This is a genomic window from Janthinobacterium sp. GW456P (assembly GCF_002127655.1).
GTDB lineage: Bacteria > Pseudomonadota > Gammaproteobacteria > Burkholderiales > Burkholderiaceae_D > Janthinobacterium.
Map to the genome: position 1 here is coordinate 1 of NZ_NEHB01000023.1, position 23896 is coordinate 23896.

22 protein-coding genes are annotated in these 23896 nt (G+C 65.2%); 6 read left to right on the top strand and 16 right to left on the bottom strand.

Annotated features, from left to right (window positions below; all coding sequences use genetic code 11):
• From CBW66_RS19675 to CBW66_RS19720, 10 genes are all read right to left on the bottom strand, one after another.
• The coding region (locus tag CBW66_RS19675) for a protein-glutamate O-methyltransferase CheR (RefSeq protein ID WP_086153662.1) at window positions 1–852 on the bottom strand (852 nt) is incomplete at its 3' end.
• Complete coding sequence (locus CBW66_RS19680; protein ID WP_086140764.1) at window positions 849–1304, bottom strand: chemotaxis protein CheW; 456 nt, start codon at window positions 1302–1304, stop codon at window positions 849–851. The genes CBW66_RS19680 and CBW66_RS19675, both read right to left, overlap by 4 nt.
• Window positions 1305–1308: 4 nt before the next feature.
• Window positions 1309–3120, bottom strand: coding sequence for a methyl-accepting chemotaxis protein (locus CBW66_RS19685; RefSeq protein ID WP_086140763.1), 1812 nt, complete (start codon window positions 3118–3120; stop codon window positions 1309–1311).
• Between the two features lie 176 nt (window positions 3121–3296).
• Window positions 3297–4532: an argininosuccinate synthase gene (locus tag CBW66_RS19690; RefSeq protein WP_086140762.1), complete on the bottom strand. Its 1236-nt coding sequence runs from the start codon at window positions 4530–4532 to the stop codon at window positions 3297–3299.
• Between the two features lie 69 nt (window positions 4533–4601).
• Window positions 4602–5522 (bottom strand): ornithine carbamoyltransferase, encoded by a 921-nt coding sequence (argF, locus tag CBW66_RS19695; protein ID WP_086140761.1) that lies wholly within the window; start codon window positions 5520–5522, stop codon window positions 4602–4604.
• A 287-nt stretch (window positions 5523–5809) separates the two neighbouring features.
• Entirely contained in the window at window positions 5810–8659 is a 2850-nt protein-coding gene (locus CBW66_RS19700; protein ID WP_230492169.1) for an ATP-binding protein, read from the bottom strand.
• Between the two features lie 180 nt (window positions 8660–8839).
• On the bottom strand, window positions 8840–9295 hold the full coding sequence (locus tag CBW66_RS19705) for a hypothetical protein (RefSeq protein ID WP_086140759.1): 456 nt from the start codon (window positions 9293–9295) through the stop codon (window positions 8840–8842).
• Window positions 9296–9562: 267 nt separating this feature from the next.
• Window positions 9563–10468 carry a ribosome small subunit-dependent GTPase A gene (gene rsgA / locus CBW66_RS19710; protein WP_086140758.1) on the bottom strand — a complete coding sequence of 302 codons (906 nt, stop codon included), beginning with the start codon at window positions 10466–10468 and terminating at the stop codon, window positions 9563–9565.
• Window positions 10465–10830, bottom strand: a complete 366-nt coding sequence (locus tag CBW66_RS19715; RefSeq protein ID WP_086140757.1) for a 4a-hydroxytetrahydrobiopterin dehydratase — start codon at window positions 10828–10830, stop codon at window positions 10465–10467. Before CBW66_RS19715 ends, rsgA begins: the two co-directional genes overlap by 4 nt.
• Window positions 10827–12107, bottom strand: coding sequence for a M48 family metallopeptidase (locus tag CBW66_RS19720; RefSeq protein ID WP_086140756.1), 1281 nt, complete (start codon window positions 12105–12107; stop codon window positions 10827–10829). Before CBW66_RS19720 ends, CBW66_RS19715 begins: the two co-directional genes overlap by 4 nt.
• Before the next feature lie 56 nt (window positions 12108–12163).
• Here CBW66_RS19720 and orn point away from each other — a divergent pair, with 56 nt between their 5' ends.
• Complete coding sequence (gene orn / locus CBW66_RS19725; protein ID WP_170932995.1) at window positions 12164–12760, top strand: oligoribonuclease; 597 nt, start codon at window positions 12164–12166, stop codon at window positions 12758–12760.
• A 27-nt stretch (window positions 12761–12787) separates the two neighbouring features.
• Here the strand turns inward: orn and CBW66_RS19730 are convergent, their stop codons facing one another.
• Both CBW66_RS19730 and gcvA read right to left on the bottom strand, forming a co-directional pair.
• The gene (locus tag CBW66_RS19730; protein WP_086140755.1) at window positions 12788–13138 is read right to left on the bottom strand and encodes a hypothetical protein; all 351 of its coding nucleotides are present in this window, start codon (window positions 13136–13138) and stop codon (window positions 12788–12790) included.
• Complete coding sequence (gene gcvA / locus CBW66_RS19735; protein ID WP_086140754.1) at window positions 13135–14079, bottom strand: transcriptional regulator GcvA; 945 nt, start codon at window positions 14077–14079, stop codon at window positions 13135–13137. Before gcvA ends, CBW66_RS19730 begins: the two co-directional genes overlap by 4 nt.
• Before the next feature lie 310 nt (window positions 14080–14389).
• On the opposite strand from gcvA, the gene CBW66_RS19740 reads away from it, so the two are divergent.
• The 5 genes from CBW66_RS19740 to CBW66_RS19760 all read left to right on the top strand — a co-directional run bounded on the left by CBW66_RS19740 (window position 14390) and on the right by CBW66_RS19760 (window position 19338).
• On the top strand, window positions 14390–15289 hold the full coding sequence (locus CBW66_RS19740) for a DMT family transporter (protein WP_086140753.1): 900 nt from the start codon (window positions 14390–14392) through the stop codon (window positions 15287–15289).
• Between the two features lie 192 nt (window positions 15290–15481).
• Complete coding sequence (locus CBW66_RS19745) at window positions 15482–16576, top strand: ChuX/HutX family heme-like substrate-binding protein (RefSeq protein ID WP_329957615.1); 1095 nt, start codon at window positions 15482–15484, stop codon at window positions 16574–16576.
• Complete coding sequence (locus CBW66_RS19750; protein ID WP_086140751.1) at window positions 16564–17490, top strand: hemin ABC transporter substrate-binding protein; 927 nt, start codon at window positions 16564–16566, stop codon at window positions 17488–17490. Before CBW66_RS19745 ends, CBW66_RS19750 begins: the two co-directional genes overlap by 13 nt.
• Complete coding sequence (locus tag CBW66_RS19755; protein WP_086140750.1) at window positions 17487–18539, top strand: iron ABC transporter permease; 1053 nt, start codon at window positions 17487–17489, stop codon at window positions 18537–18539. The genes CBW66_RS19750 and CBW66_RS19755 overlap by 4 nt, the downstream gene beginning before the upstream one ends.
• 10 nt (window positions 18540–18549) lie before the next feature.
• Window positions 18550–19338 (top strand): ATP-binding cassette domain-containing protein, encoded by a 789-nt coding sequence (locus CBW66_RS19760; protein ID WP_086140775.1) that lies wholly within the window; start codon window positions 18550–18552, stop codon window positions 19336–19338.
• Window positions 19339–19344: 6 nt separating this feature from the next.
• On the opposite strand, the gene CBW66_RS19765 is transcribed toward CBW66_RS19760, so the two are convergent.
• Genes CBW66_RS19765 through CBW66_RS19780 form a run of 4 tightly spaced genes read right to left on the bottom strand, consistent with a single transcriptional unit; the run spans window position 19345 to window position 23862 of the window.
• Window positions 19345–19779 (bottom strand): hypothetical protein, encoded by a 435-nt coding sequence (locus tag CBW66_RS19765; protein WP_205701179.1) that lies wholly within the window; start codon window positions 19777–19779, stop codon window positions 19345–19347.
• A complete protein-coding gene (locus CBW66_RS19770) occupies window positions 19776–21215 on the bottom strand; it encodes an efflux transporter outer membrane subunit (protein ID WP_086140749.1) in 1440 nt (479 codons plus the stop codon). The genes CBW66_RS19765 and CBW66_RS19770 overlap by 4 nt, the downstream gene beginning before the upstream one ends.
• Complete coding sequence (locus CBW66_RS19775) at window positions 21212–22288, bottom strand: HlyD family secretion protein (RefSeq protein WP_086140748.1); 1077 nt, start codon at window positions 22286–22288, stop codon at window positions 21212–21214. Before CBW66_RS19775 ends, CBW66_RS19770 begins: the two co-directional genes overlap by 4 nt.
• Window positions 22289–22314: 26 nt before the next feature.
• The gene (locus CBW66_RS19780) at window positions 22315–23862 is read right to left on the bottom strand and encodes an MFS transporter (RefSeq protein WP_230492168.1); all 1548 of its coding nucleotides are present in this window, start codon (window positions 23860–23862) and stop codon (window positions 22315–22317) included.
• Window positions 23863–23896 lie beyond the last annotated feature (34 nt).

A 23896-nucleotide genomic window follows, 5' to 3' on the forward strand; every position in this document is an offset into this window, starting at 1 on the left:
TGCTGCGGCGCGCTCTGGCGCACGCGGCACGCTGCGCAGGGGACGCGCGGCAGGCAGCGGCGCCACCTGCGCGGGGCTGGCCGGCGCCGCCGTCTCCTTCTTCAGGGCGAAAGCCTGGCGGAACTGCAATGTCGCAAAGCCGTTCTGGCAGAACGAGGGCACTTCCGCATAGCCGGCCAGCAGCATGCCGTCGTCGGCCAGCAGGGCCGACAGGTTGTGGATCGCCGCGCGCGTGGTCGGCTTGTCAAAATAGATCAGCAGGTTGCGGCAAAAGATGACGTCGTAGTGGCGGCTGTAGCTGGCGGKATCGAACTGCAGCAGATTGCCCTGCCTGAAGGTGACTTGCTCGCGCAGGGAATCGATGATGCGGTAGGCGTCGTCGGCCACGTGCGTGAAATAGCGTTCGCGGAAGGCCACGTCCTGCGCGCGGAAAGCGTTGCGGCCATACACGCCCGCCTGCGCCCGCTCGATGCAGCCGGGGCTCAGGTCGTAGGCGTCGATGCTGAACGCCTGTTTCGGCACGCCGCCGTCGCGCAGCGCCATGGCCATCGAATACGGTTCCTCGCCGCCCGCGCACGGGATCGACAGGATGCGCGTGGCGCGCCCGCGCGCCCAGCGTTCCTGCACCAGTTCGACGGTGGCGTAGAACGCCTGCGGATCGCGGAACAGCCACGATTCGGGCACCACCACCAGCTCGATCAGTTGCGTCATTTCCGCCGGCGTGAGGGCCTGCAGATAGGTTTCGCTATCGCTAAAGCCCGTTTGCTCCATGCGCTGGTTGACGGCCCGCTCGGCCACGGATTTGGAGACGGACAGGCCGGTCGCGCGGCGCAGCAGCGCTTGCGCCGTCATGCCGCGCCCGCGTCCTGGAACAGCAGCGCGCGCACGTCCGGCGGCAGCAGGTGTTCCAGCTCGACCAGCTGCACGATGCCGTCGGCGTCGCTGGCCACCTGGCCCAGGAAGGGCGCCGTCGCCACGCCGCTGTCCTCAAGCTGGAGCGGGTCGATGTCGGCGATGCCGCGCACCTGCGAGGCCAGCAAGCCCAGCGCATGCATGGCGCCGTCCGGCGCGCGGTAGTCGACGATGACGATGCGCGTGTCGAACTGCGCCGCGGCGGGCGGCAGTCCGGCCAGGCGCGACAGGTCGATCACGGGCACGGGCGTGCCGTGCAAGTCCATCAGGCCGGCCACGTAGTCTGGCGTGAGCGGCAACTGTTTCAGCTCCAGCAGCGGCAGCACGCGCACGATGCGGGCCAGTGGCAGGCCATAGCGGTCGCGTCCGATGTGAAAGAGCAGCACTTTCATGGGATCAGATGGTGACGGCGAAGGTCGACACGCTCGACTGCAGGTCGCCCGCCGCATATTGCAGCTGGTGCACCGCCTCGCTGGTGGCTTTCAATGACTCCACCGTTTGCTGCGTGGCATCGTTGAGCTGCATCATGGTGTCGGAGATTTGCGAGGCGCCGATGGCCTGCGATTGCATGCCTTGCAGCACGGCATCGAATTGCGGCGTGAGTTTCTGCACCTGGTCCATGACGGACGACAGTTGCTCGGCCACCTGGCGCACTTCGCCCACGCTGCGGCGAATTTCTTCCGAGAATTTATCCATGCCCATCACGCTGGCCGAGACGGCCGATTGCATTTCCTTGAGCATTTGCTCGATATCCCAGGTGGAGACGGAAGTCTGGTCGGCCAGGCGGCGGATTTCCGTCGCCACCACGGAAAAGCCGCGGCCCGCCTCGCCCGCTTTTTCCGCCTCGATGGCGGCGTTCAGCGACAGGATGTTGGTCTGGTCGGCCACCTTGGTGATGGTGATCAGCACGCTATTGATATTGCTGGCCTTTTCCGACAGGGCCGCCAGCTTGGCGTTGATGGAATCGGTGGCCGAGACCATGTGCTGCATGGTCGAATCCATGCGCTTGAGGTTGTTCTGCGCTTCGGCCGTCGCATTCGTCGTGTAGTCGGCCACGGCGGTGGCGTCTTCCATGGTTTTGAGCAACTGGCTCGTGTTGGCCGAGATTTCCTTGGTGGTGCTGAGAATTTCCACGCTCGTTTGCGCCTGCTCGATGCCCGTGGCTTCCTGCTGGCGCGCCGAGGCGGCGATTTCCGTGGCGGACGTGGTGACCTGGATACCGGCCTTTTGCACATTGTTGAGCAGGCTGCGCAGGTTTTCGAACATCTTCGCCAGACCATTGCCCAGCTGGCCGATGGCATCGCTGCCCGTGATGCTGACCTTGCCCGTCAGGTCGCCCGAGGCCGCCTTGGAGACCACTTCCAGCAGCGAATCGACCTTGGCGCGCAGCGTGTTGGTAGCGGCCAGTTCGTTGGCCTGGTTGTCCTGGATGGTTTGCGCCATGCGGTTGAATTCTTCCGTGACCTTGCCCAGCTCGTCGCGCGAGAGGATGGCGGCGCGCGCGCCTTGTTCGCCGCCGGCGATGCGCCCGACGGCGTCCGTCAGGCTGTTCAGCGGGCCGAGGATGGCACGGCCCAGCAGGTAGGAAATGCCCAGCGCCAGCACCACGCACAGCAGGCCGCCCAGGGCCAGGGTCAGCATCATGGTTTCCTGCAATTTTGCCGTGGTGGCCGTGCGCTCGGCCAGCAAGCGGGTTTCCTCGGCGGCCACCTCGTCGAGCAGCTTGTTCGCTTGCGCCACGGCCGGGTAGCCGGTCGGCGGCATGGTGCGCGCCACCGCTTCCGTGGCGCCCGGGGCATTGCCCAGCGCGCGCCGTTTCTCGATCAGGGGATTGATCCACTCCTTGACCCAGGTGCTGGTCAGCGCGTCGATCTTGCGGAAGCGTTCCGACTGCACCTTGTTGTCGACCGTCATGGCAATGGCTTTTTGCGTGTGCTGGCTCAGCACGCCTGTTTCATCGGTTTCCGGCGTCAGCGACGCTTCGTTGCCGGTCAGGATGAAACCGCGCGCTTCCACCTGGATTTGCAGGATGGAGTTATGGATCTTGTCGATCTCGACCAGCACTTCCATCGTGTGGCGGTCCCATGCATTGGCCTCGGACAGCCGCGAAAAGCTGTTGTAGGCCACGCCCAGCAGGATCAGGATGATGGCCACGATGGAGCCGAAGCCCAGGTACAGTTTATTCTTGATACTCAGGTCTTTGAACATGGGAGGGCTCCGGAAGCGGGAAGGTCAGCACAATTGCACTCTAGCATTTTGCCATGCGGACAGCAAAATGGGGTGCGTGCAGGGTCGTAAATCGCGGCCGAGTGCGTTTCAAACGCAAAAAAGCCGCCCGTGGGCGGCTTGGCTTGGCGCGGGAGGCGGTGCCTCCCGGCAACTAGTTACTTCTGGCCCCGTTTTTCGCGGGCGATGGCGGCGATGCGCATGCGCAAGGCGTTCAGCTTGATGAAGCCGCCGGCGTCGGCCTGGTTGTAGGCGCCGCCGTCTTCGTCGAAGGTGGCGATGTTCATGTCGAACAGCGAATCGGTTTTCGAATCGCGCGACACGACAATCACATTGCCCTTGTACAGCTTGATGCGTACCCAGCCGTTCACGGTTTGCTGCGTGTGGTCGATCAGGGTTTGCAGGGCAACGCGTTCGGGCGCCCACCAGTAGCCGTTGTAGATCATCGATGCGTAGCGCGGCATCAGGTCATCTTTCAGGTGGGCCACTTCGCGGTCCAGGGTGATCGATTCGATGGCGCGGTGGGCTTTCAGCATGATGGTGCCGCCCGGGGTTTCATAGCAGCCGCGCGACTTCATGCCGACGTAGCGGTTTTCCACCAGGTCCAGGCGTCCCACGCCATGCTTGCCGCCAACCTTGTTCAGTTCGGCCAGCACGGTGGCGGGCGACATGCGCACGCCGTTGATGGCGACGATGTCGCCTTTTTCGTATTCGATGTCCAGGTATTCCGCTTCGTCCGGCGCCTTTTCAGGGCTGACGGTCCAGCGCCACATGGTTTCTTCCGCTTCGGCGCTCGGGTTCTCCAGGTGGCGGCCTTCAAAGCTGATGTGCAGCAAGTTGGCGTCCATCGAGTACGGCGCGCCGCCGTTCTTGTGCTTCATGTCGATTTCGATGCCGGCGTCTTCCGCGTACTTCAGCAGTTTTTCGCGCGACAGCAGATCCCACTCGCGCCATGGGGCGATGATCTTCACGCCTGGTTTCAGGGCGTAGGCGCCCAGTTCGAAACGCACCTGGTCGTTGCCCTTGCCGGTGGCGCCGTGCGAGATGGCGTCGGCGCCCGTGGCGTTGGCGATTTCGATCAGGCGCTTGGCGATCAGCGGACGGGCGATCGAGGTGCCCAGCAGGTATTCGCCTTCATACACGGTGTTGGCGCGGAACATCGGGAAGACGAAATCGCGCACGAATTCTTCGCGCACGTCTTCGATATGGATGTTTTCCGGCTTGATGCCGAATTTGATGGCCTTGGCGCGCGCCGGTTCCAGTTCTTCGCCCTGGCCCAGGTCGGCCGTGAAGGTGACGATTTCGCACTGGTAGTTATCTTGCAGCCATTTCAGGATGACGGAGGTGTCGAGTCCGCCGGAATAGGCCAGGACTACTTTTTTAATGTCGCTCATATTGCTTCCAGTTGTCGTTGTCGATATATGTATTGCGATGCTGCCAGGTTTTCTGCAATGTCTGGCGAATCAGGTGATTTTACCGAGTAACAGGTACTCGATCAGCGCTTTTTGCACGTGCAAGCGGTTTTCCGCTTCATCCCACACCACCGATTGCGGGCCGTCGATCACTTCGGCGGCCACTTCCTCGCCGCGGTGGGCGGGCAGGCAGTGCATGAACAGGGCGTCGGGCGCGGCGCGGGCCATCTTCGCGCCATCGACGATCCAGCCGTCGAAGGCGGCGATACGGGCCGCGTTTTCCGCTTCGTAGCCCATGCTGGTCCACACGTCCGTGTTGACCAGGTGCGCGCCCTCGCAGGCGTCGGACGGGTTGGCAAAGAAGGTGTAGCGCTCCGTCTTGACTTGCGCCAGGTCGATGTCGTAGCCCTTCGGCGTCGAGACGTTGACGTGGAAGCCGAACACTTCGGCCGCCTGCAGCCACGAGTACAGCATGTTGTTGGCGTCGCCGATCCAGGCGACGACCTTGCCGGCGATTGAGCCGCGGTGTTCGATATAGGTGAAGATGTCGGCAAAGACCTGGCACGGGTGGTGTTCATTGGTCAGGCCATTGATCACCGGCACGCGCGAATTGGCGGCGAAACGCTCGATGATTTCCTGGCCGAAGGTACGCACCATGATGATGTCGCACATGCGCGACATGACCTGGCCCGCGTCTTCCACCGGCTCGCCGCGGCCCAGCTGGGAATCGCGCGTGTTCAGGTAGATGGCGGCGCCGCCCAGCTGGTGCATGCCGGCCTCGAACGACAAGCGCGTGCGGGTGGAGTTCTTTTCAAAGACCATCACCAGGGTGCGGTCGATCAGTGGATGGTAGATTTCGTAATTCTTGAACTTGCGCTTGATCAGATGGGCGCGTTCGATCACATATTCATACTCTTCCAACGTGAAATCGGAGAACTGGAGGTAGTGCTTGATCGGTTTTTTTGTCGACATAATGACCACTTGAAGATGCGCAGGCCGCCGGCGGCGTGCCTTTCCCGCCGGGTTGCATCAGCGTACAACATCTCGTCTGATGACTGCCTCGCCCGGCGCGCTGCTGTGTTGATCGGTGCCCGCGCCGGTTTGTCGTGCGGGTCGATGCGGTTTGCCAAGTTGTAAATCATGCAATGGCAGGGACTTCAGCCATTCAATTATAAGGGTTTTGCTTTTAGATTGGAAAGACTGCCCGGACGGGTACTTGTGTAGACAAGTATCCGCTTCCAGTCACAGTCTGGCCGGCATCAATAGATGCTGGCCGGGCTGGCCGCATCGATCTGCGGCGCCACCAGGGGCAAGTCCAGCGTGAAATGCGTGCCGGCGGGGCTGCTGGCCACGTGGATGGTGCCGCCCAGCAGGGCCGTGACGATGTTGTAGCTGATCGACAGACCCAGGCCGCTGCCGCCCTGGCCCAGCTTGGTGGTAAAGAAGGGGTCGAAGATGCGCGACAAATGCTGTTCGGCGATGCCGCCGCCATTGTCGGCGAAGACGATGCGCACGCGCGCGCCATCGAGCGTGGCGGACAAACGCATGCAGCCCTTGCCCGCGCCGCCATCGTTGGGAGCGAGGGGAAAGGCGTGCAGCAGGGCGTTGTTGATCAGGTTGGTGATCACCTGGCCGAACGGGCCCGGATAGCTGTCCATGGCGATGCCGAAGTCGATGTCCGTTTCGATGCGGTGGCCCGAGCTGCGGATGCGGTTCATGACGGTGGCGATGATTTCATTGCTCACCTGTTGCAGGTCGAACTGGCGCCGCTGTTCGGTGGTGCGGTCGACGGCCACCTGCTTGAAGCTGTTGACGAGGTCGGCCGCGCTGTGCAGGCCGCGCATGACCAGCGCCGATGCCTTGCCCGCATCGTCGATATAGGCGGCCAGGTCCGAGCGCCGCAGGCCGGGGCCGTTCATCAAGCGTTCCACGTCTTCCGTCTTTTGCAGCATGGTGCTGGCGATCAGCAGGCTGTTGCCGATCGGGGTGTTGAGTTCATGCGCCACGCCGGCCATCAGCGAACCGAGGGCGGCCAGTTTTTCCTGCGATACCAGTTGCGCCTGGGCGTCTTGCAGTTGCCGGTAGGCGCTGGCATTGTCGAGCGCGATGGCGCCATACGCGCACAGGGTGCGGAAGATCAGGCGTTCGCGTTCGCCGTAGGCATGGGCATGGCAAGCCTGCACCGTCATCACGCCCAGCACGCGCTCGCCCACCGTCAAGGGCACATACAGCACGCTCTGGTTATGCAGGGTGCCGGGCACGGTGTAGGCGTGGCGCTTGGGCGGCACCTGGTCGATATACACTTCGCGCCGGCCCAGCAGGCAGCGCACGGAATAGGCGCGTGGGTTGCTCAGTGGAATGGCGTTGTCGGACAGGGGGCGGCCCGCTTCCATGCCGTGCGCGCGGCGCAGCGCCGTGCCCGCCGCATCGAGCATGTAGACGGCGAAGGTGTTGACTGGCAGCAAGGCATGCACATGGCGGTCGAGTACCTGGAACACCGCGCTGGCGTCGAGGTGGGTGGTGATTTCCTGGCCGATGGCCGACAGCCGTTCCAGCGTGTCGCTGGTCTGCTGCAAGACTTCGGCGCGGCGTGCTTCGGAGGCGGCCAGTTCGCGGTGGTGATAGCCTTCCGAGCGCGCATGTTCCGTCTGGTGGTAAACCTGCATGGCGGTGGCGCGGTTGCTCGCCTGCTGGGTGTGGCTTTTTTCGCGCGCCACGCCCGCCGCGAGGGCGATATCGTAGGCGCGCGCATAGTCGCCCGCATGCGCGTACTCGCGCGCCAGCGCATCGAGCAGTTCGCCCGGCGGCACATAGCCTTCGATGGAGTCGGCCACCTGCAGTGCCTGGTGCAGGAAATGCAGGGCGGGATTGCGTTCCTGCATGCCTGCCGGTGGCGGCAAGTCGTGGCGCGCGTGCAGCATGGCCAGGACGCGCAGCGCGGCTACCTGATGCATGGCGTCGCCCTGCGCGGTGGCCAGCTGGCAAGCCCGTTCGGCCGCCTGCAGCGCTTCGTCCGGGCGGTCCAGATAAGACAGCGCGTGGGCGCTGCCGCGCTGCGCCATGCTGCGGAAATCGGCCTGGCCCAGCGCTTCGGCGCGCTGCGCCAGGCGGCTGAAGGCGTCGAGCGCCGTGTCGTAGTCGCCCTTGTCCAGGCTCAGTTCGCCCAGGTGGAACAGGGCGTTGGCATAGGTGCGCGCGCCCGCCACGGGGGTCAGGATGTGCAGCGCTTCGCGCAACAGTGTTTCGGCGTCGGCCAGGCGCCCCAGCTTGCGCATGGTCTCGGCCGTATGCGTCTGGCAGGCGCCGATGCTGCGCGGCCAGCCGGTGGGGCGCGCCAGGTCCAGCGCGCACTGCATCCATTCGAGGGCCGATTCGTTGTCGTTAAGGCTGGCGAAACAGTCGCCGATATTGATGGCGGCCGTGATCGCGCCGCGCAGCTGGCCGCTTTCCAGCGCCGCCTCGTAGCTTTGCATGTAGTGGCCGGCGGCCGCGCCCAGGTCGCGCGAGGTGTGCGCCAGCAAGCCGCGAAAGTCGTGCACCCAGGCGGCCAGCGGCGCGGGCAGCTTGCCGCTGGCACCCTCAAGCTGGAAGTGGCCGCCCCATCGGAGCTGGGCGGCCGGCGCATCGTGCAAGACGGCCCAGCGTGCCGTGGCCGCGTCGGCCAGGCCGGCGCGTATCGCATCGCCGGCGCTACGTGCTTGCTGCGCCGCGGCCAGCAGTTCGGCATCGCAGCGGGTATGGTCGCCCCGGTCGACGGCGATCGAGGACAGCAGCCAGTGGGCGTCGGCGCAGCCGGCGCCGTCGCCATGCGCGCACAGGATGGCGTGCGCCGCCATGGCCAGGCTTTCGGCCGCATCGAGTGCGCCTTGCAGCCAGGCCACTTCGGCCTGCACCAGTTGCAGGCGCGCTTGGGCGCTGGCCAAGGCGGGGGGCGGCAGTTGGGCGTGGGGCAACAAGGCTGCCGCTTCGGCCGCATGGTGCAGCGCCTGTGCGCAGTTGCGCTGGCGCAAATGCCATGCCAGCAACAGCAGCAGCGGTACGCGCCCGGCGCCGCGCAACGGCAGCAATGCGCTTTCCCACTGCGCTACGTCATGTTCGAGCGCGAACATTTCCATTCAAGCATTCTCCCCGCAAACAGTGGCGCCAGCCTGCGACCGCACAGGCCATGCGTCATCGCATTGTAAGCTGCATTCAGGGGAATTGTTCAGTCCGCAGGGCAGAATTGTGCGTCCCGCCCGGCCGCCACGACAGGGCGTTTCCCCGGCCGTGCTACGGCCGGCCGCAGGCGTCTAGCGTGAAACGAGGCGGATGCTGGCGCTGCCGTTCGCGGCGCTGGCGCTGCGCAGGTCGGCAGGCATGCGCAAGCCGGGCAGGAACTGGGCGTCGTCGATCACCAGACGCTCGCCTGTATTGCTGAAGACGAAGCTCGAGCCTTGCCGGGTGATGAAGTGGCCGGGGCCGGTGGGGTAGATTTCCACGCTGGGCTTTTCCTGCCATTCGCGGTCATCGATCAGGCGGCCAAAAAAATGGCTGTCCTGCTGGTGTACTTCCAGCCGTTGTCCATTCGACAGGCGGTATTGCTGCTCGATGTCGAAGGCGTCCTGTGCCGTGACGTGATAGTAGGTGCCGGAGGTGACGCGCACGCTGTCCGCGGCTTGCGGCGCCATCGCGGTTTGGGCCTGGGCCGTGCCGCCGGCAAGGGCGAAGATAGCGGCGAGGAGGGGGAGTAAGCGTTTGGTATGCATGACATTCACCTTCGATCAGGATGGCTGGATGGGTGGAAGTTAGATCGTGTGGTCGCTGGCAGGTTTCCGGCAGGGACTGGTGTCAAGTTAGCAAGCGCGCCTCTCCAGCGCCAGCGACAGGCGACGGGGGGCATGTTTTGCGCGCTGAAACGCTGAAAACGCTGGATGAACGGTATTGGGATTAAAATCGAAAAGCAAGCTCGGCCGCAAAATTAAATTTTGCCGGCCGAGGCTTTGTTGTTGCTTTATTCGTGCCGCGGCGTATGGTCAATACAGCGTTTGCGCCGATTCGTGCAGCAGCTGGCCATACAGGGTATGGCGCATCTTGGCGATCTTGCCTTCCGACAATGCTTGCAGGATGGCGCATTGCGGCTCGATCAGGTGGCGGCAGTTATAGAACTTGCAGCCGCCGAGATACGGCTGGAATTCGCGGAAGGCGCGCTCCAGCATGCCTTCGGACAGGTGGTACAGGCCGAATTCCTGGAAGCCTGGCGAATCGATGATGGAGCTGTTCGGGCCCAGTTCATCGAGCTTGTACAGGCGCGTAAAGGTCGTCGTGTGTTTGCCCGTGTCGAGCGCGGCCGAGATTTCGCGCACGGCGATATCGGCGTCCGGCACCAGCAGGTTGATCAAGGACGACTTGCCCATGCCCGACTGGCCGATCAGGATCGACGACTGGCCCGCCAGCAGCGGCGCCAGGGTGGCCACGGCGTGCTCCGGTTCGGCGCGCGCCGACACTTCATCGACGGGATAGCCCATCGAGGAATACGGCAGCAGGCGTTCGCGGGCGCGCTCCAGCGAAGCGGTCACGTCCGTTTTGTTCAGGATGATGCGCGCCTCGATGCCGGCCGCGTCGGCCGCCACCAGCGAGCGCGAGATCAGGTCGTCGGCAAAGCCCGGTTCCGTCGCCACGACGATGAACAGCTGCGTCAAATTGGCGGCCAGCAGCTTCGATTTGTACTGGTCCGAGCGGTACAGCAGGGTCTTGCGTTCCTCGATGCGGTCAATGACGGCCTGGTCGTTTGACGTGCGCGTCAGGTGCACGACATCGCCCACGGCCACATTGGTTTTCTTGCCGCGCGTGACGCATTGCAGCTTGGCGCCCTCCACGTCGGCCAGGTAATGGCGGCCGTGGGCGGCGATGATGACGCCCGTCAACTTGCCTTCGCTCATGGAGCCACCTGGCTGCTCTGATAAATGAGGTCGGCCTTGGCGGCGCAGATGAAGTCGTTTTCGGACAGGCCGCCGGCGCCCTGGTTGACCGAGTGCGTGTCGTAGCGCACGGCGCAGGTTTTGTAAGTAATGATGAGCTCCGGATGGTGGTCTTGCGTATGGGTCATATAGGCCAGGGCGTTCACGAACGCCAGGGTCTGGTAGTAATTCTTGAAGCCGAAGTCGCGGCACAGCTTGCCATTTTGTACTGTCCATTGCGGCAGCAGCGCGTGCAGGGTGGCGACGCCGGTGTCGCCCAGCGCGTGCTGGCGTGGCGCGCAGGACAGTTGGGCCAGCTCTTGCAGTGTGGATGGCGTACTCATGCTGTAGCTCCTTTCAGGTGGCGGATGCGCACGCTGGCCGGCGGGTGGCTATCGTAAAAGGCCGAGTGCAGCGGGTCGGGCGTCAGGGTCGACGCATTGTCTTCATACATTTTCACGAGCGCCGAGACCAGGTCGTCCGCATGCGTGTGCGTGGCGGCAAAGGCGTCGGCTTCGAATTCGTGCTTGCGCGAGCTGAGCGAGGTCAACGGTCCCAGCAGGAAGGTGAAGACGGGCAAGGCCAACATGAACAGCAGCAGGGTCAGCGCGTCCGTCGGCTGGCCCGTGAGCGCCAGCGCGACGGGATCGACGCCGAGGCCCGCGTAGAACCACGGCTGCGTCTTCAAATAGCCCAGCAGCGCCAGAAAGCCCAGCGAGATGACGAACATCATGGCGATGCGCTTGACGATGTGCTTGAGCTTGAAGTGGCCCAGTTCATGCGCCAGCACGGCTTCGATTTCCTGCGGCGCCAGGCGCGACAGCAGGGTGTCGAAGAAAACGATGCGCTTGTTGGCGCCAAAGCCCGAGAAATACGCATTGCCGTGGGCGCTGCGCTTCGAACCGTCCATGACGAACAAGCCTTTCGAGGCGAAGCCCACGCGCTGCATCAAGCCTTCGATGCGGCTTTTCAGCGCTTCGTCGGCCAGCGGCGTGAATTTGTTGAACAGCGGGTGAACAAAGTTAGGGATGATGATCATCATCAGCAAGGAAAACGCGCTCCAGACGAGCCAGGCATAGAACCACCACAGGTCGCCACTTTTCGCCATCAGGACAAGAATGACCCAGAGCAGCGGCAGGCCAAGTACGGCCGTGATGCCTATATTCTTGAGAAAGTCAGTGAAAAACAGGCTCTTGCTCATCATGTTGAAGCCAAAACGTTGCTCGAGCACAAACTGCTGGTAGTAATCGAAGGGCAGGTCGATCAGGCCGGAAATGACGGCAAAGGCGGCGATCAGGCCGATCTGGTACAGCATGGGCGAACCCGCTCCCATCCATTCATTCAAGTGCAGCGCCAGCCATTGAAAGCCGCCCAGCAGGGTAAAACCGATCAGCACGGCATAGTTGACCAGCAGGGTCAGCAGGCCGAACTTGGTCTTCGCCACCGTGTAGTCGGCCGCCTTCTGGTGCGCGGCCAGCGGGATTTTTTCCGCGAATTCCGCAGGCACGGCGGCGCGGTGCGCCAGCACGTGGCGGATCTGCCGCGAAGCGAGCCAGAAGCGCACGGCCAGGGTCAAAACGAGGACGGATACAAACAAAATCGAAAACGCGAGTGAATACATTCTGTGCCTGTGAGAAAATGGCTGATTATTTAGTTTGATTAGGCCAAGAGAGAATTATGTCACAAGCGACCGACTTAACTGCATCCACCCCCGCACCCTTTGTCCCGGCACGTCCAAACGAGATGAACCTGGTCTGGGTCGACATGGAAATGACGGGCCTGGAGCCCGATACCGACCGCATCATCGAGGTGGCGGTGGTGGTGACGGACATGCACTTGAACCTGCTGGCCGAAGGCCCCGTGTTCGTGATTCACCAGTCGGATGAAACCCTGAACAAGATGGATGCCTGGAACAAGGGCACGCACGGCCGTTCGGGCCTGATCGACAAGGTGAAAGCGTCGACCGTGACGGAAGCCCAGGCGGAAGCGGAACTGATCGCCTTCCTGAAGAAATACGTGCCTGCTGGTAAGTCGCCCATGTGCGGCAACACCATTGGCCAGGACCGCCGCTTCATGGTGCGCGGCATGCCGAAGCTGGAAGCGTTCTTCCACTATCGCAATGTTGATGTATCGACATTGAAAGAGCTGTGCAAGCGCTGGAAGCCGGAAATCGCCACCGGTTTCAAGAAGCACCAGAAGCACACGGCCCTGGCCGATATCCTCGAGTCGATCGAAGAACTCAAGTACTACCGCGAGCATTTCATTAAATTGTAATGCGGGTGTCGGCTTACGCGCGTTGCGCTAAGCCGACACATCCGCCGGATCGAAAGCGAGGGCGGACCAAGCCCCATCCTCATCCTGCCACTCCAGCGCAAACGGCCCCGTTTGCCGTAAAGCCGTGATCCAGCGCACTTCGCCCGGCTGGCGGAAATATTCCACGCACTCGCCGAATGTCTGCTGCAGCCGGCACAGCACCAATCCCTCGCCCGCCACGGCGCACCATTGCTCATTGACGTCGATCAAGGCCACGGCCGGGTCGCCATAGAATTCGCCCAGGCTGGCGTGACGCCCATCGGCGGCCGTCACTGTGGCATGTTCGTATTCGTGCTGGACAATATAGTCGGCGCTGTGCGCCAGTTCCTGTGTCGTCATGCTGTCTCCACGGTAGGCCAGACGGTTTCCTGGTCGGCGCGCGCCTCGGCGATCAGCCATTCGCAAAACGCATGCACGAGGGGCCGCGTTTCCGCCTGAGGCGAGCGCAGCAGATAATAGCAGTGGGGGCCGCGCACGGCGTGTTCGAACACGCGCACCAGGCGGCCCGAGCGCAGGTCGTCGCCGATCAGGGGACTGGCGGCAATGGCCACGCCCTGGCCGCTGGCGGCCGCGTCCAGGCACAGATAGGTGTGCGAAAAGCGCGCGCCGCTGTTGCCGCTATTGCCGCTGTAATGCACGCCGCAGCTGTGCAGCCAGCGCGTCCAGTCGATTTCGCCGGGCAGGTGCACTTCCGGCTCGTCGTGCAGCAGCGGATAGCGCAGCAGGTCGGCCGGTTGGCGCAGGCTGGCCGCGTTGGCGCGAAAACTTGGGCTGCAGACGGCGGAAAACCATTCTTCCATCAATAAATCCACTTTCAGGCCCGGATAGCGGCCCGGACCCAGGCGGATGGCCACGTCGACGCCATCGCGCGCCAGGTCGACCGGGTGCATCGACGCCAGCACGCGCAGTTCGATCTGCGGATAGCGGTCGCGCAGCCGGCCCAGGCGCGGCATCAGCCAGCGCGAGACGAGCGAGCTGGTGGCCGTCACGGTGACGACCTTGTCGTCGCCCTGGCGCCGCGCCTGCTCGGAGACGTCGGCCAGCTGGTTGAGGATGGGCCCCAGCGAAGCCGCATAGCGCTGGCCGGCGCTGGTGAGCACCACCCCGCGCGGCATGCGCTGGAACAGCACGATGCCGAGCCACGCTTCCAGCTGTTTCACGTGATGGCCGATGGCGCCGGCCGAGACGTGCAATTCTTCGCCCGCGCGCTGGAAACCTTCATGGCGCGCGGCCGCCTCGAAGGCGTGCAGGGCGGCGAGCGGTGGCAAGGGACGTGACATGGCGTTCTTAAGAGAAGTGAGCCTCAGTAATACTCGGCCTATCCGTGAAGAATATTGGTTTGTTTCATTTTGCGCAAGCGAATATGATGCCGTCACTGCGTGAAGTAACCCGCAATAGGATTTACGCATGGATATTTCCCGGCCTGGCTGGGCATTTATATTTACAACGTTACAACGCCTGGGAAAACCGTCGCGAGCGGCAGTGATTTGTGGCTGAGAAGCGCAACCGTACTTCAGTACGGTGAGCATCGCCGGCCGCAAAGCGCGACGCGCAGCAGGTTTGCCCAGGCGTACTCAAAGAGGTTTAGTCATGTCTGATCGCCGCGCCGTTGCGCTGGTGTTGCTGTCGGCCGCCGGTTTCGGCAGTTCCGCAGTGTTTGCCAAGGCGGCTTATGCGTCCGGGGTCAACCCGTCGACCATGCTGGCCTTGCGTTTCGTCATTGCCGCCATGCTGTTGCTGCCGCTCGTGTGGCTCGGTGGCTGGCGCTTGCCGCGCGGCCGCCTGCTGGCCGGCTATATGCTGATGGGCCTGATGTACACGGCCCAGTCGCAAGGCTATTTCAATGCCCTCATGTATGCCAGCAGCGGCCTGTGCGGCATGTTGCTGTACGTGTATCCCGTGCTGGTCACCATCCTCGCGCTGGCGCTGGGCTGGGAAAAGCTGGACCGGCGCATGCTGGTGCTGATGGCGCTGGCCATCGCCGGCATGGCCATCACCCTGGGCGGCAAGCTGCAGGGCCAGCCCATCGGCATCGCCCTGGCCTTGATGGCCGCCGGCGTGTACGCCGTGTACATCCTGTTTGGCAACAGCCTGTCGAAAAGCCGCGAGAATATTCATCCATTGGCCGCTTGCGTGGTGATTCTGGGCACGGCGGGCCTGTCGAATAGCGCGATCGCCTTGTGGCAGGGCGTCTCCTTGCCTGGCACGGCGACGGGCTGGCTGGCCGTCAGCGCCATCGCCCTGTTCTCGACGGCCTTCGCGATCGCCGCCTTCTTTGCCGGCGTGGCGCAGATCGGCGCGGCCAAGGCGTCCATCATTTCCACGTTCGAGCCCGTCATCACGATGGCGTTCGGTGTGACCTTGCTGAAGGAATCCGTCAGCGGCACCCAATTGCTCGGTGGCGCCATGGTGCTGGCCGCCGTGGTCTTGCTGGCGCAGCGGCCCGCCGCCAAGCCGGTTTCCATGCCGGGCGTGCAAGCCAGCGCCTGACCCTGTTTTTCCCGAACGGATCGGCTGTCTCGATCGGTCTCCTTTGCGCCGCGACGGGTTTCCTGTCGCGGCGCTTTTTTATGCGCGCACAAATAAGACTTGATTGCGAATGATTCTCATTTATAATTAACGTCAATTTCCCCACCACCAGCCAGCCCATGCCAGCCAGTGTTCGCCTTGAAAGGAGACACCGTGTTGAGCACGTTCCCCATTTGCAATACCGAGCTGGTCGCCAGTGAATTTGCCCGCCTGCGCCGCGAAAAGAAGGCCCGCCACCGCGACATCGCCGAGGAACTGGGCATAGCCGAAGGCGAGCTGATCGCCGCGCATGCGGGCCTGTCGCTGGCCGATGGCGCCTTGCTGGGCGCCGAGCGCCTGCAGGCCGATTGGCCCGCCATCGTCCAGGCGCTGGAACCGCTGGGCGAAGTCATGGCGCTGACGCGCAATGCCTCGTGCGTGCATGAAAAGACGGGCGTCTACCGCAAGGCCAGCCACAACAACCACGTGGGCCTGGTGCTCGGCGGCGACATCGACTTGCGCGTGTTTTACCGCCAGTGGGCGCATGGCTTTGCCGTCCGCGAGATGGGGGAGAAGGAAGTGCAGCGCAGCCTGCAATTTTTTGATGCGGCGGGCCACGCCGTGCACAAGATTTTCCTCAAGCCGCAAAGCGACGTTGCCGCCTACGACGCGCTGGTGACGCATTTTGCCGACGCGGACCAGGCGGCAGGCATCGCCGTGACGGCGCCGGCGCCGCCGCCGGCGGAACTGCCCGATGCGCAGATCGACGTGGCCGGTTTTCGCGCTGCCTGGGCCGACTTGCGCGACACGCATGAATTTTTTACCGTGCTGAAAAAATATGCGGTCTCGCGCCTGCAGGGCCTGCGCCTGGCCGAGGCGCGCTTCGTGCAGCAGATCGACAAATCCTGCGTGCTCGACCTGCTCAACGATGCCGCGCTGGAAAAAGTGGCGATCATGGCCTTCGTCGGCAATGCCGGCATGATCCAGATCCATTCCGGCCCCGTGCACAAGATCGCCGTGATGGGGCCGTGGATCAATGTGCTCGACCAGCGCTTCAACCTGCATTTGCGCGAAGACCATATCGCCAGCGCCTGGGTGGTGAAAAAGCCCACTGTCGACGGCCTGGTGACGTCCGTCGAACTGTTCGACGCGAAGGGCGACACCATCGTCATGTTCTTCGGCGAACGCAAGCCGGGCACGCATGAATTGTGCGAATGGCGCCATATCGTCGACAGGGTGGCGCAGGAGGGCGAACTATGCGCCGCATGATCGCCGCCAGCGTGGCGCGCCGCATCGCGCTGAAAAAAATGGGGGCCGGAGCATTGGCCCTGGCCGCACCGATGCAGGTGCTGGCGGCAGTGAACGACGCGGCCAGGCCCGTGGCCAAGGCGCGGCGCATCGTCAGCGTGGGCGGCGCCCTGACGGAAATCGTGTATGCGCTCGAGGCGCAGGGCGAACTGGTGGGCGTCGATACCACTTCGCTGTACCCGGCCGTGGCGCAACAGCTGCCGCAGGTGGGCTATGCGCGCACCCTGTCGGCCGAGGGCGTGCTGTCGCTGGCTCCCACGCAGCTGATCGCCACCGAGGAAGCGGGGCCGCAAGTGGTGCTGCGCCAGGTGCGCGACGCGGGCGTGCCGGTGGCGGTGCTCAGCGCGAACAACCAATTCGAAGGCTTGCTGGAACGCGTAAAACAGGTGGGCCGGATCACGGGACGTGCCGACCCCGCCGCGCGCCTGGCGCAGGCCTTGCAGCAACAGTGGGACGGCGCCCTGGCCAGGATCCGGCAGCGCCAGCGTGCGCCCGTGCGCGTGCTGTTCATCCTCGCCCATGCGCCGAACCAGGTGATGGTGGGCGGGCACGGGACGGGCGCCGATGCCATGCTCGCGTATGCGGGCGCCGTCAACGTGATGGGCGGGCAGGGTGGATTCGCTGGCTACAAGCCGCTCACGCCGGAAGCCGTGATCGCCGCGCGGCCGGACATCGTGCTCGTCACCGATCAGGGCTTGAAAGCTTCGGGCGGCGTGGACGGCATCTTGAAATTGCCGGGCCTGGCGCAGACACCGGCCGGGCGCAAGCAGCGCATCGTCTCGCAGGAAGCCATGCTGCTACTGGGCTTTGGCCCGCGCATGCCGCAGGCGCTGGCGGAACTCGACGCCGCGTTCACCAAGGCCATGGCCGCATGAACGTGGCCTCCCTGGTCTCCGCCGCGCCCTGGCGCTGGCCTCGCTGGGGCACCGGCGGGCTGCTGGCCGCCGCTTTGGCTGGCGGCTTGATCATCGCCGTGCAGGCGGGCGCCGTGCCCGTGACCCTGGCCGACTGGCTGGCGCCGTTTCAAGCGGGCGACGAGGCGCTGTCCGGCGGCGCGTACGTGCTGTGGCATATCCGTTTGCCGCGCGCGCTGTTCGCCGCCCTGATCGGCGCCGCGCTGGCGCTGGCCGGCGGCCTGACGCAAGGGCTGTTTCGCAATCCGCTGGCCGACCCGGGACTGCTGGGCGTGAGCAGTGGCGCCGCCTGCGCGGGCGCGGCCACCATCGTCTTCGCGGCCAGCCTGCACGTGGCGCCCGAACTGCGCGTGTGGCTGCTGCCGGGGGCCGCGTTCGCCGGCGCCATGCTCATCTGCGTGCTGCTCGACCGGGTCGCCCGCTGGGCCACACCGGGTTCCATCGTCGGCCTGCTGCTGACGGGCGTGGCGCTGAACGCCATCACGGTGGCCGTCATGGGCTTGTGCATCTACCTGGCCAGCGACGACCAGTTGCGCACGCTGACTTTCTGGACATTGGGTTCGCTGTCGGCCGGCAGCTGGCGCCAGGTGGCGGCTTTGCTGCTGGTGCTGGCGGGCGCGCTGTGGGCCACGCGTTATCTGATGCGTTCCTTGAACGCGCTGGCGCTGGGCGAGGCGCAGGCGCTGCACGTGGGCGTCGACGTGGGCCGGCTGCGCACGCAGGTCATCGTGCTGGTGGCCGTGCTGACGGGGTTTGCCGTCGCCTGGTGCGGCGGTATCGGTTTCATCGGCCTGATCGCGCCGCATCTGGTGCGCACCTGGCTGGGGGCGGACCAGCGCAAGGTATTGCCGCTGGCGATGCTGATGGGGGGCTTGCTGCTGCTGTTGGCCGACACCCTGGCGCGTACGGTCGCCATTCCCGCCGAAGTCCCCGTCGGGATTTTTACGGCCTTGCTGGGCGGGCCATTTTTCCTGATGCTGTTGCGGCGCTTCCGCCACGGCAGCGCCTGAAAGGATGCGCATGACGCCTCTGCTGGAACTGTCCTTCGCCACTACCCAACTGGGCCAGCAGTATTTCGGCCCGTTCAATGTGCGGGTGGCGCCCGGCGAGCGCATCGCCATCCTCGGTCCCAGCGGCGCGGGCAAGTCGACCCTGCTCAAACTGATGGCGCGCGAACTGCAGCCGCAGGCGGGCCAGGTGGCGTTTGCGGGCCGTCCGCTGGCGCAGTGGCCGCTGGCCGAACTGGCCCTGCGCCGCGCCGTGCTGCCGCAAGGCTCGAACGTGGCCTTTGGCCTGCTGTCGGACCTGGTGATCGGCCTGGGAAGGGTGGCGCGCCTGGTCGACCCGCAGCTGGAGCGCATCGTGCAGGAAGCGGCCGCCTTGGCGCATGCCGCGCATTTGCTGGGGCGGCGCCTGGACACCCTGTCCGGCGGCGAACAGGCCAGGGTGCAGCTGGCGCGCATCTTCGCGCAGATGTGGGATGTCGAAGATGGCTTGATACTCGTCGACGAACCGCTGGCGGCGCTCGATCCGGGCCTGCAGTTCGAGCTGCTCGATAGCCTGCAGCGGTTTTGCGCCGCGCGCGGCCACGCCGTCGTCGCCATCCTGCACGACATCAACCACGCCTTGCTGGGCTTCGAGCGGCTGCTGCTGGTGCGTTCCGGCCAGCTGGTGGGCGATATCGCCAGCGATGCCGGCGCCGTGCCCGCGCTGGCATCGCTGTATGGCATCGCCCTGACGATGGCAACCAGCAGCGATGGCGACGTGTGCGTCATCCCCGCCAGAAGCGCGGTACGCAGGGCCGCCTGAATCCACTCACCACACGTCCGCCGCGCGCGGGCGCGCCATCTGGCCGCTGCCCAGCAGCCACACCATCAGGGCATCGGCCTGTTCGCGCGTGGCCGCCACTTCCTGCACGATACCAAAGGCTTTCATGGCGCCGGCCGCCAGCGCCTGCAGGCGCGCGCGCTGCTCCGCGTCCGTCTCGACCGACACCAGTCCACGGCAAATGGCGGCCAGCGCCACCTTGTTATGCTTGAGCCACAGGCCGCGCCGCTTGCGGTCGATGTGCGCTTCGTCGCCGCGTTCCGCTTCGAACAGCAGGACGAACGGCTCGCCATGGCGCAGCAGGGCGTCCATGTCGTTTTCCCACAGCGGGGCATAGCCGGTGACGGCCGTTTCAGGGCGAAAGCGCACGATGGGAAAGTCGCTGACGTCGTGGATGGAGAAATGTGCGGGATTCGGTTTCATTGGCTGCTTCCTTGCGAGGTGATTGAAAATGCTTGCCAGCCGCCGCCCAGCGCCTTGTAGACCTGGACCAGCGACAGCGAGGCGGTGGCGCGGCTGTCGATCAGCGCCGCTTCGTTGTTCAACAAGGTGTTTTGCACGTGCAGCACGTTGATCAAGTCCGTGCCGCCCTGGCGGTACTGCAGTTCCGCGCTGCCCAGCGCCCGCCGTCCCTGCCTGACGGCTGCATCGAGGCTGGCCTGGCGGCGGGCGTTGGCCTGGTAGCCCGAGAGCGCGTCTTCCACCTCGTGCCAGGCGGCCAGCACCGTCTGGCGGTAGGCGATGGCCGCTTCCTGCTGCTGCGCCTCGCGCAATTGCAGGCTGGCGCGCAGGCGGCCGCTATCGAACAGGGGCACGCTGAAGCCGGGGCCGAAGGCAAAGCGTTTGGCATCCCAGCCGATGTCGGACAACTGCATCGTTTGCAGGCCGATGCTGCCCGACAGCGTGATGCGCGGATAAAAATCGCCTTGCGCCACGCCGATGGCGGCCGTGGCCGCATGCAGCTGCGCTTCGGCACGGCGGATGTCGGGACGCCGTTCGGCCAGGCCGCTTGGCACGCCCAGCTGCACCTGCATGGCCACGGCCGGAATGTCCTGGTTCACTGCCAGTTCCGCCTGCAAGGCTTGCGGCGGCAGCGCCAGCAAGAGGGCGAGGGCATTGCCCAGGCGCGCTTCGCGCTGCTCCAGCGGCGGCAGGCGCGCTTCGATGGTGGCCACGTGGGCCGCCGCCTCGGCTTCGTCGAGCTGTGTCGCCACGCCTTCGCGCAGGCGGATGCGGGTCAGGTCCAGCGTATGGCGGGCGATATCGAGCAGCTGCCGCGTGATAGCCAGGGTCTGCTGCGCACCGCGCAGTTCGATGTAGTCGCGCGCCGTCTCGGCCAGCACGGCCAGCAGCACGCCGCGCTGCGTTTCCAGGGCTACGTCGACGTGTGCGTCGGCCGCTTCCACTTCACGGCGCACGCGGCCCCACAGGTCCAGCTCCCAGGCCGCGTCAAGATTGGATTGCCACAGGCTGTAGGTGGACTGGCCGTTGTGGCGCGACGGGTCGCTCAAGCCTTGCTCGCTGTTGCGCGCGCGGCCATAGCCGCCATTCGCGCCCAGCGACGGTCCTTGCGCGGCGCCCGCCACGCCGCGCGCGGCGCGGCTTTGTTCGAGCCGGCTGCCAGCCGCCAGCACGTCGAGGTTGGCGCTGGCGGCGCGCCGCAGCAAGGAGGACAAGGTCGTATCGCCGAAGCTGTCCCACCAGCGCTGCTCGATGGCGGCGTCCTGCTGCGCGGCGAAACGGGCATGCTGCGCCTCGCGCCATTGCTGCCCCAACGGCGCTTGCGGACGCTGGAAGTCGCTGCCCACGCTGGCGCAGCCGGCCAGGCCCAGGGCCGTGAAAAGTATCAGTGCTTTCATCGCGCGCTCACCTGTTGCACTTCTGGACGGCGCATGGCCGCAGCTGTACTAATGCGCACTTCGGCCGACATGCCCACGCGCAGGCGGCTGCCGTCATCCTGGCCCGCATCGAGCGCGATCCTGACGGGGATGCGCTGCACCACCTTGGTGAAGTTGCCGGTGGCGTTTTCCGGCGCGATGGCGGCAAAGGTCACGCCCGTGGCGGGCGCGATGCTGTGCACCGTGCCGCGCAGGAGCATGCCCGGATAGGCGTCGACGGCGATGCTGGCGCGCTGGCCCTGGCGCACGTGGGTCAGCTGGGTTTCCTGCAGGTTGGCGATGACGAAGCTGCGGTTCAGGGGCACCACGGCCATCAGGCTGGCGCCGGGCGCCACCAGGGCGCCGACGCGCGCGGCGCGGCGTCCGACGATGCCGTCGATGGGGGCGCGCAGCTGCGTATGCGACAGATCAAGTTCGGCCCGTTGCAGGCTGGCGCGGGCGCGCAGCAGGGCCGCCTCGGCCGCGCCTTGCTGCGCCTGCAAAATGTCCGTCTGCTTGCGGGTGGCGACGAGGGCGGCACGGTTTTGCGCCAGGCGCGCCCGGCTCACGTCGAAGCGCGATTGCGCCTGCTGCGCGTTTTGCACGCTGCCGGCGCCCTGGCCTGCCAGGTGGGTTGAGCGGGCCAGTTCCTGCTGCGCCAGTTTGTCTTCCGCCTGGTTGGCCTCGACCAGGGTCGTGGCTTGCTCGATCACCGATTGCTGGCGCTGCAAGGTGGCGCGGGCATTCGCCAGCTGCGCTTCGGCGCCGGCTACCTCGGCGCGGGCCGAGGCGGCGGCGGCCTGGTAGTCGCGCTCGTCGATGCGCGCCAGCAGCTGACCCGCCTTGACAGCCTGGTTGTCTTCCACCAGCACTTCGCGCACGATGCCGCCCACCTTGGGCGAGAGCACGGTGTAGTCGGCGCTGACGAAGGCGTCGTCGGTACTTTGTTCGTCGCCCCGGGCGCACAGCAGTTGCCAGGCGCAAAAGGCGAGGGCGCAGGCCAGCAGGGCCAGGCCGAGGAGGAAGGCGCGTGAGCGCAGGATGGGTGTTTGCATGGTGAAGCTCTTTCGTAAAAATAAACTCAGGCGGCGCGCGGCGGATAGACGCGCGTCGGCAGGGTGGGAATGATCACAATCATGGCCAGCGCGATGGCCGCCACGGTGAGATACAGATCGGACGAGGTCAGGGTGACGACTTGCGCATGCATGCGCTGCGCAAGTCCTGTCATATCCACGCCGGCCGGCAGGTTGCCCAGGCGTTCGCTGAGCACCGTCGAATGAAAATGGTTACGGCGCGTGATCAGCGCATCGAGCACACCAGTGGCGACGACGGCCGACATGCCCTTGATGGTGTTGAACCAGGCCGAGGCGAAAGGGCCGTCCTGCGGCGCCAGGCCCGTGGTGGCCAGCAGCAGCAAGGGGATCACGGCCATCGGTTGCGCAAAGATCTGCACCGCCTGCAGCAGGTAGAAATGCGTGCGTATCCAGTCGGGCGACATGCGCGCGCCGAGCACGCAGGACAGGGCCAGCAGGGCCAGGCCGGTGGCCAGCACCCAGCGGCAGTCGACGGCGCGGATATTGCACAGGGCCGCCACCAGCGGCAGCGCGACCAACTGCGGCAGCGCCACCATCAGCATCACGGGCGCCGTTTGCAGCGGACGGTAGGCGTGCACCTGCGCCAGATAGGACGAGGGGATCAGGATCACGGCCAGCAGCACGAACAGCACGCCGCCCAGGGTCAGCAGGGCGTGGCTCAGGTTGCGCCGCGACAGCAGCTGCAGCTTGAAGAACGGCAGCGGATGCGACCATTCATTGACAAAGAACAGCGCCAGCAGCAACAGGCCGCCGCCCAGCAGCACGCAGATCAGCGGGGAGGCGAACCATGCCAGGCGTTCGCCCTGCAGCATGCCGACCACCAGCATGCTGATGGCGGGCAGGCCCAGCAGCAGGCCGCGCCAGTCGAACTGGCGGAAACGCTCGAGACGCAGCGGGTCTTGCGGCAAGCCCCACGACACCATCAGCAGCGCGGCGATGCTGCCCGGGACGACTTGCCAGAACGCCCATTGCCAGCCCAGGTACTCGGTCCAGAAGGCGGCCAGCGGCGTGCCCAGGCTGGGGCCGAAAGTGGCGCTCAGCGCATAGCCGCCCAGACCATACAGCTTGATGTTCGGCGGCAGGAAGCGCAGCGCCACCGTCATCAACATGGGCGGCAAGGCGCCGCCGGCCGCGCCCTGCACCACGCGCAGGAACATCAGCACGGACAGGTTTGGCGCGAACGGGCACAGTACGCCGGCGGCCATGCAGACGAGGATGGCGGCGAGGGTGACGCGGCGCAGCGAGAAGGTGACGGAGCACCACGGCGCGAAGGCCATGGCCGACACCGAAGCGGCCGCATACAGGGCGACGAGCCAGCTGGCGTCGTCGCGCGCGATGCCCATGGCGCCGCGGATGTCGGCCAGCGCGACCTTGGTGATGTTTTCATTCAGGCCCGATACCAGCACGGCCAGCAGCACGCCGGCCAGGCCTGTGGCCAGGCGCAGGTCGAATGCGGGCGGGGCGGGTGGCGCCAGCGGTGAAGGGGGAGACGGCGCCATCGTCGGGATGACGCCGGGAAGCAATACAGCGGACACAGGGAACTCCGTGGATGAGAATCAGTCCACGCAG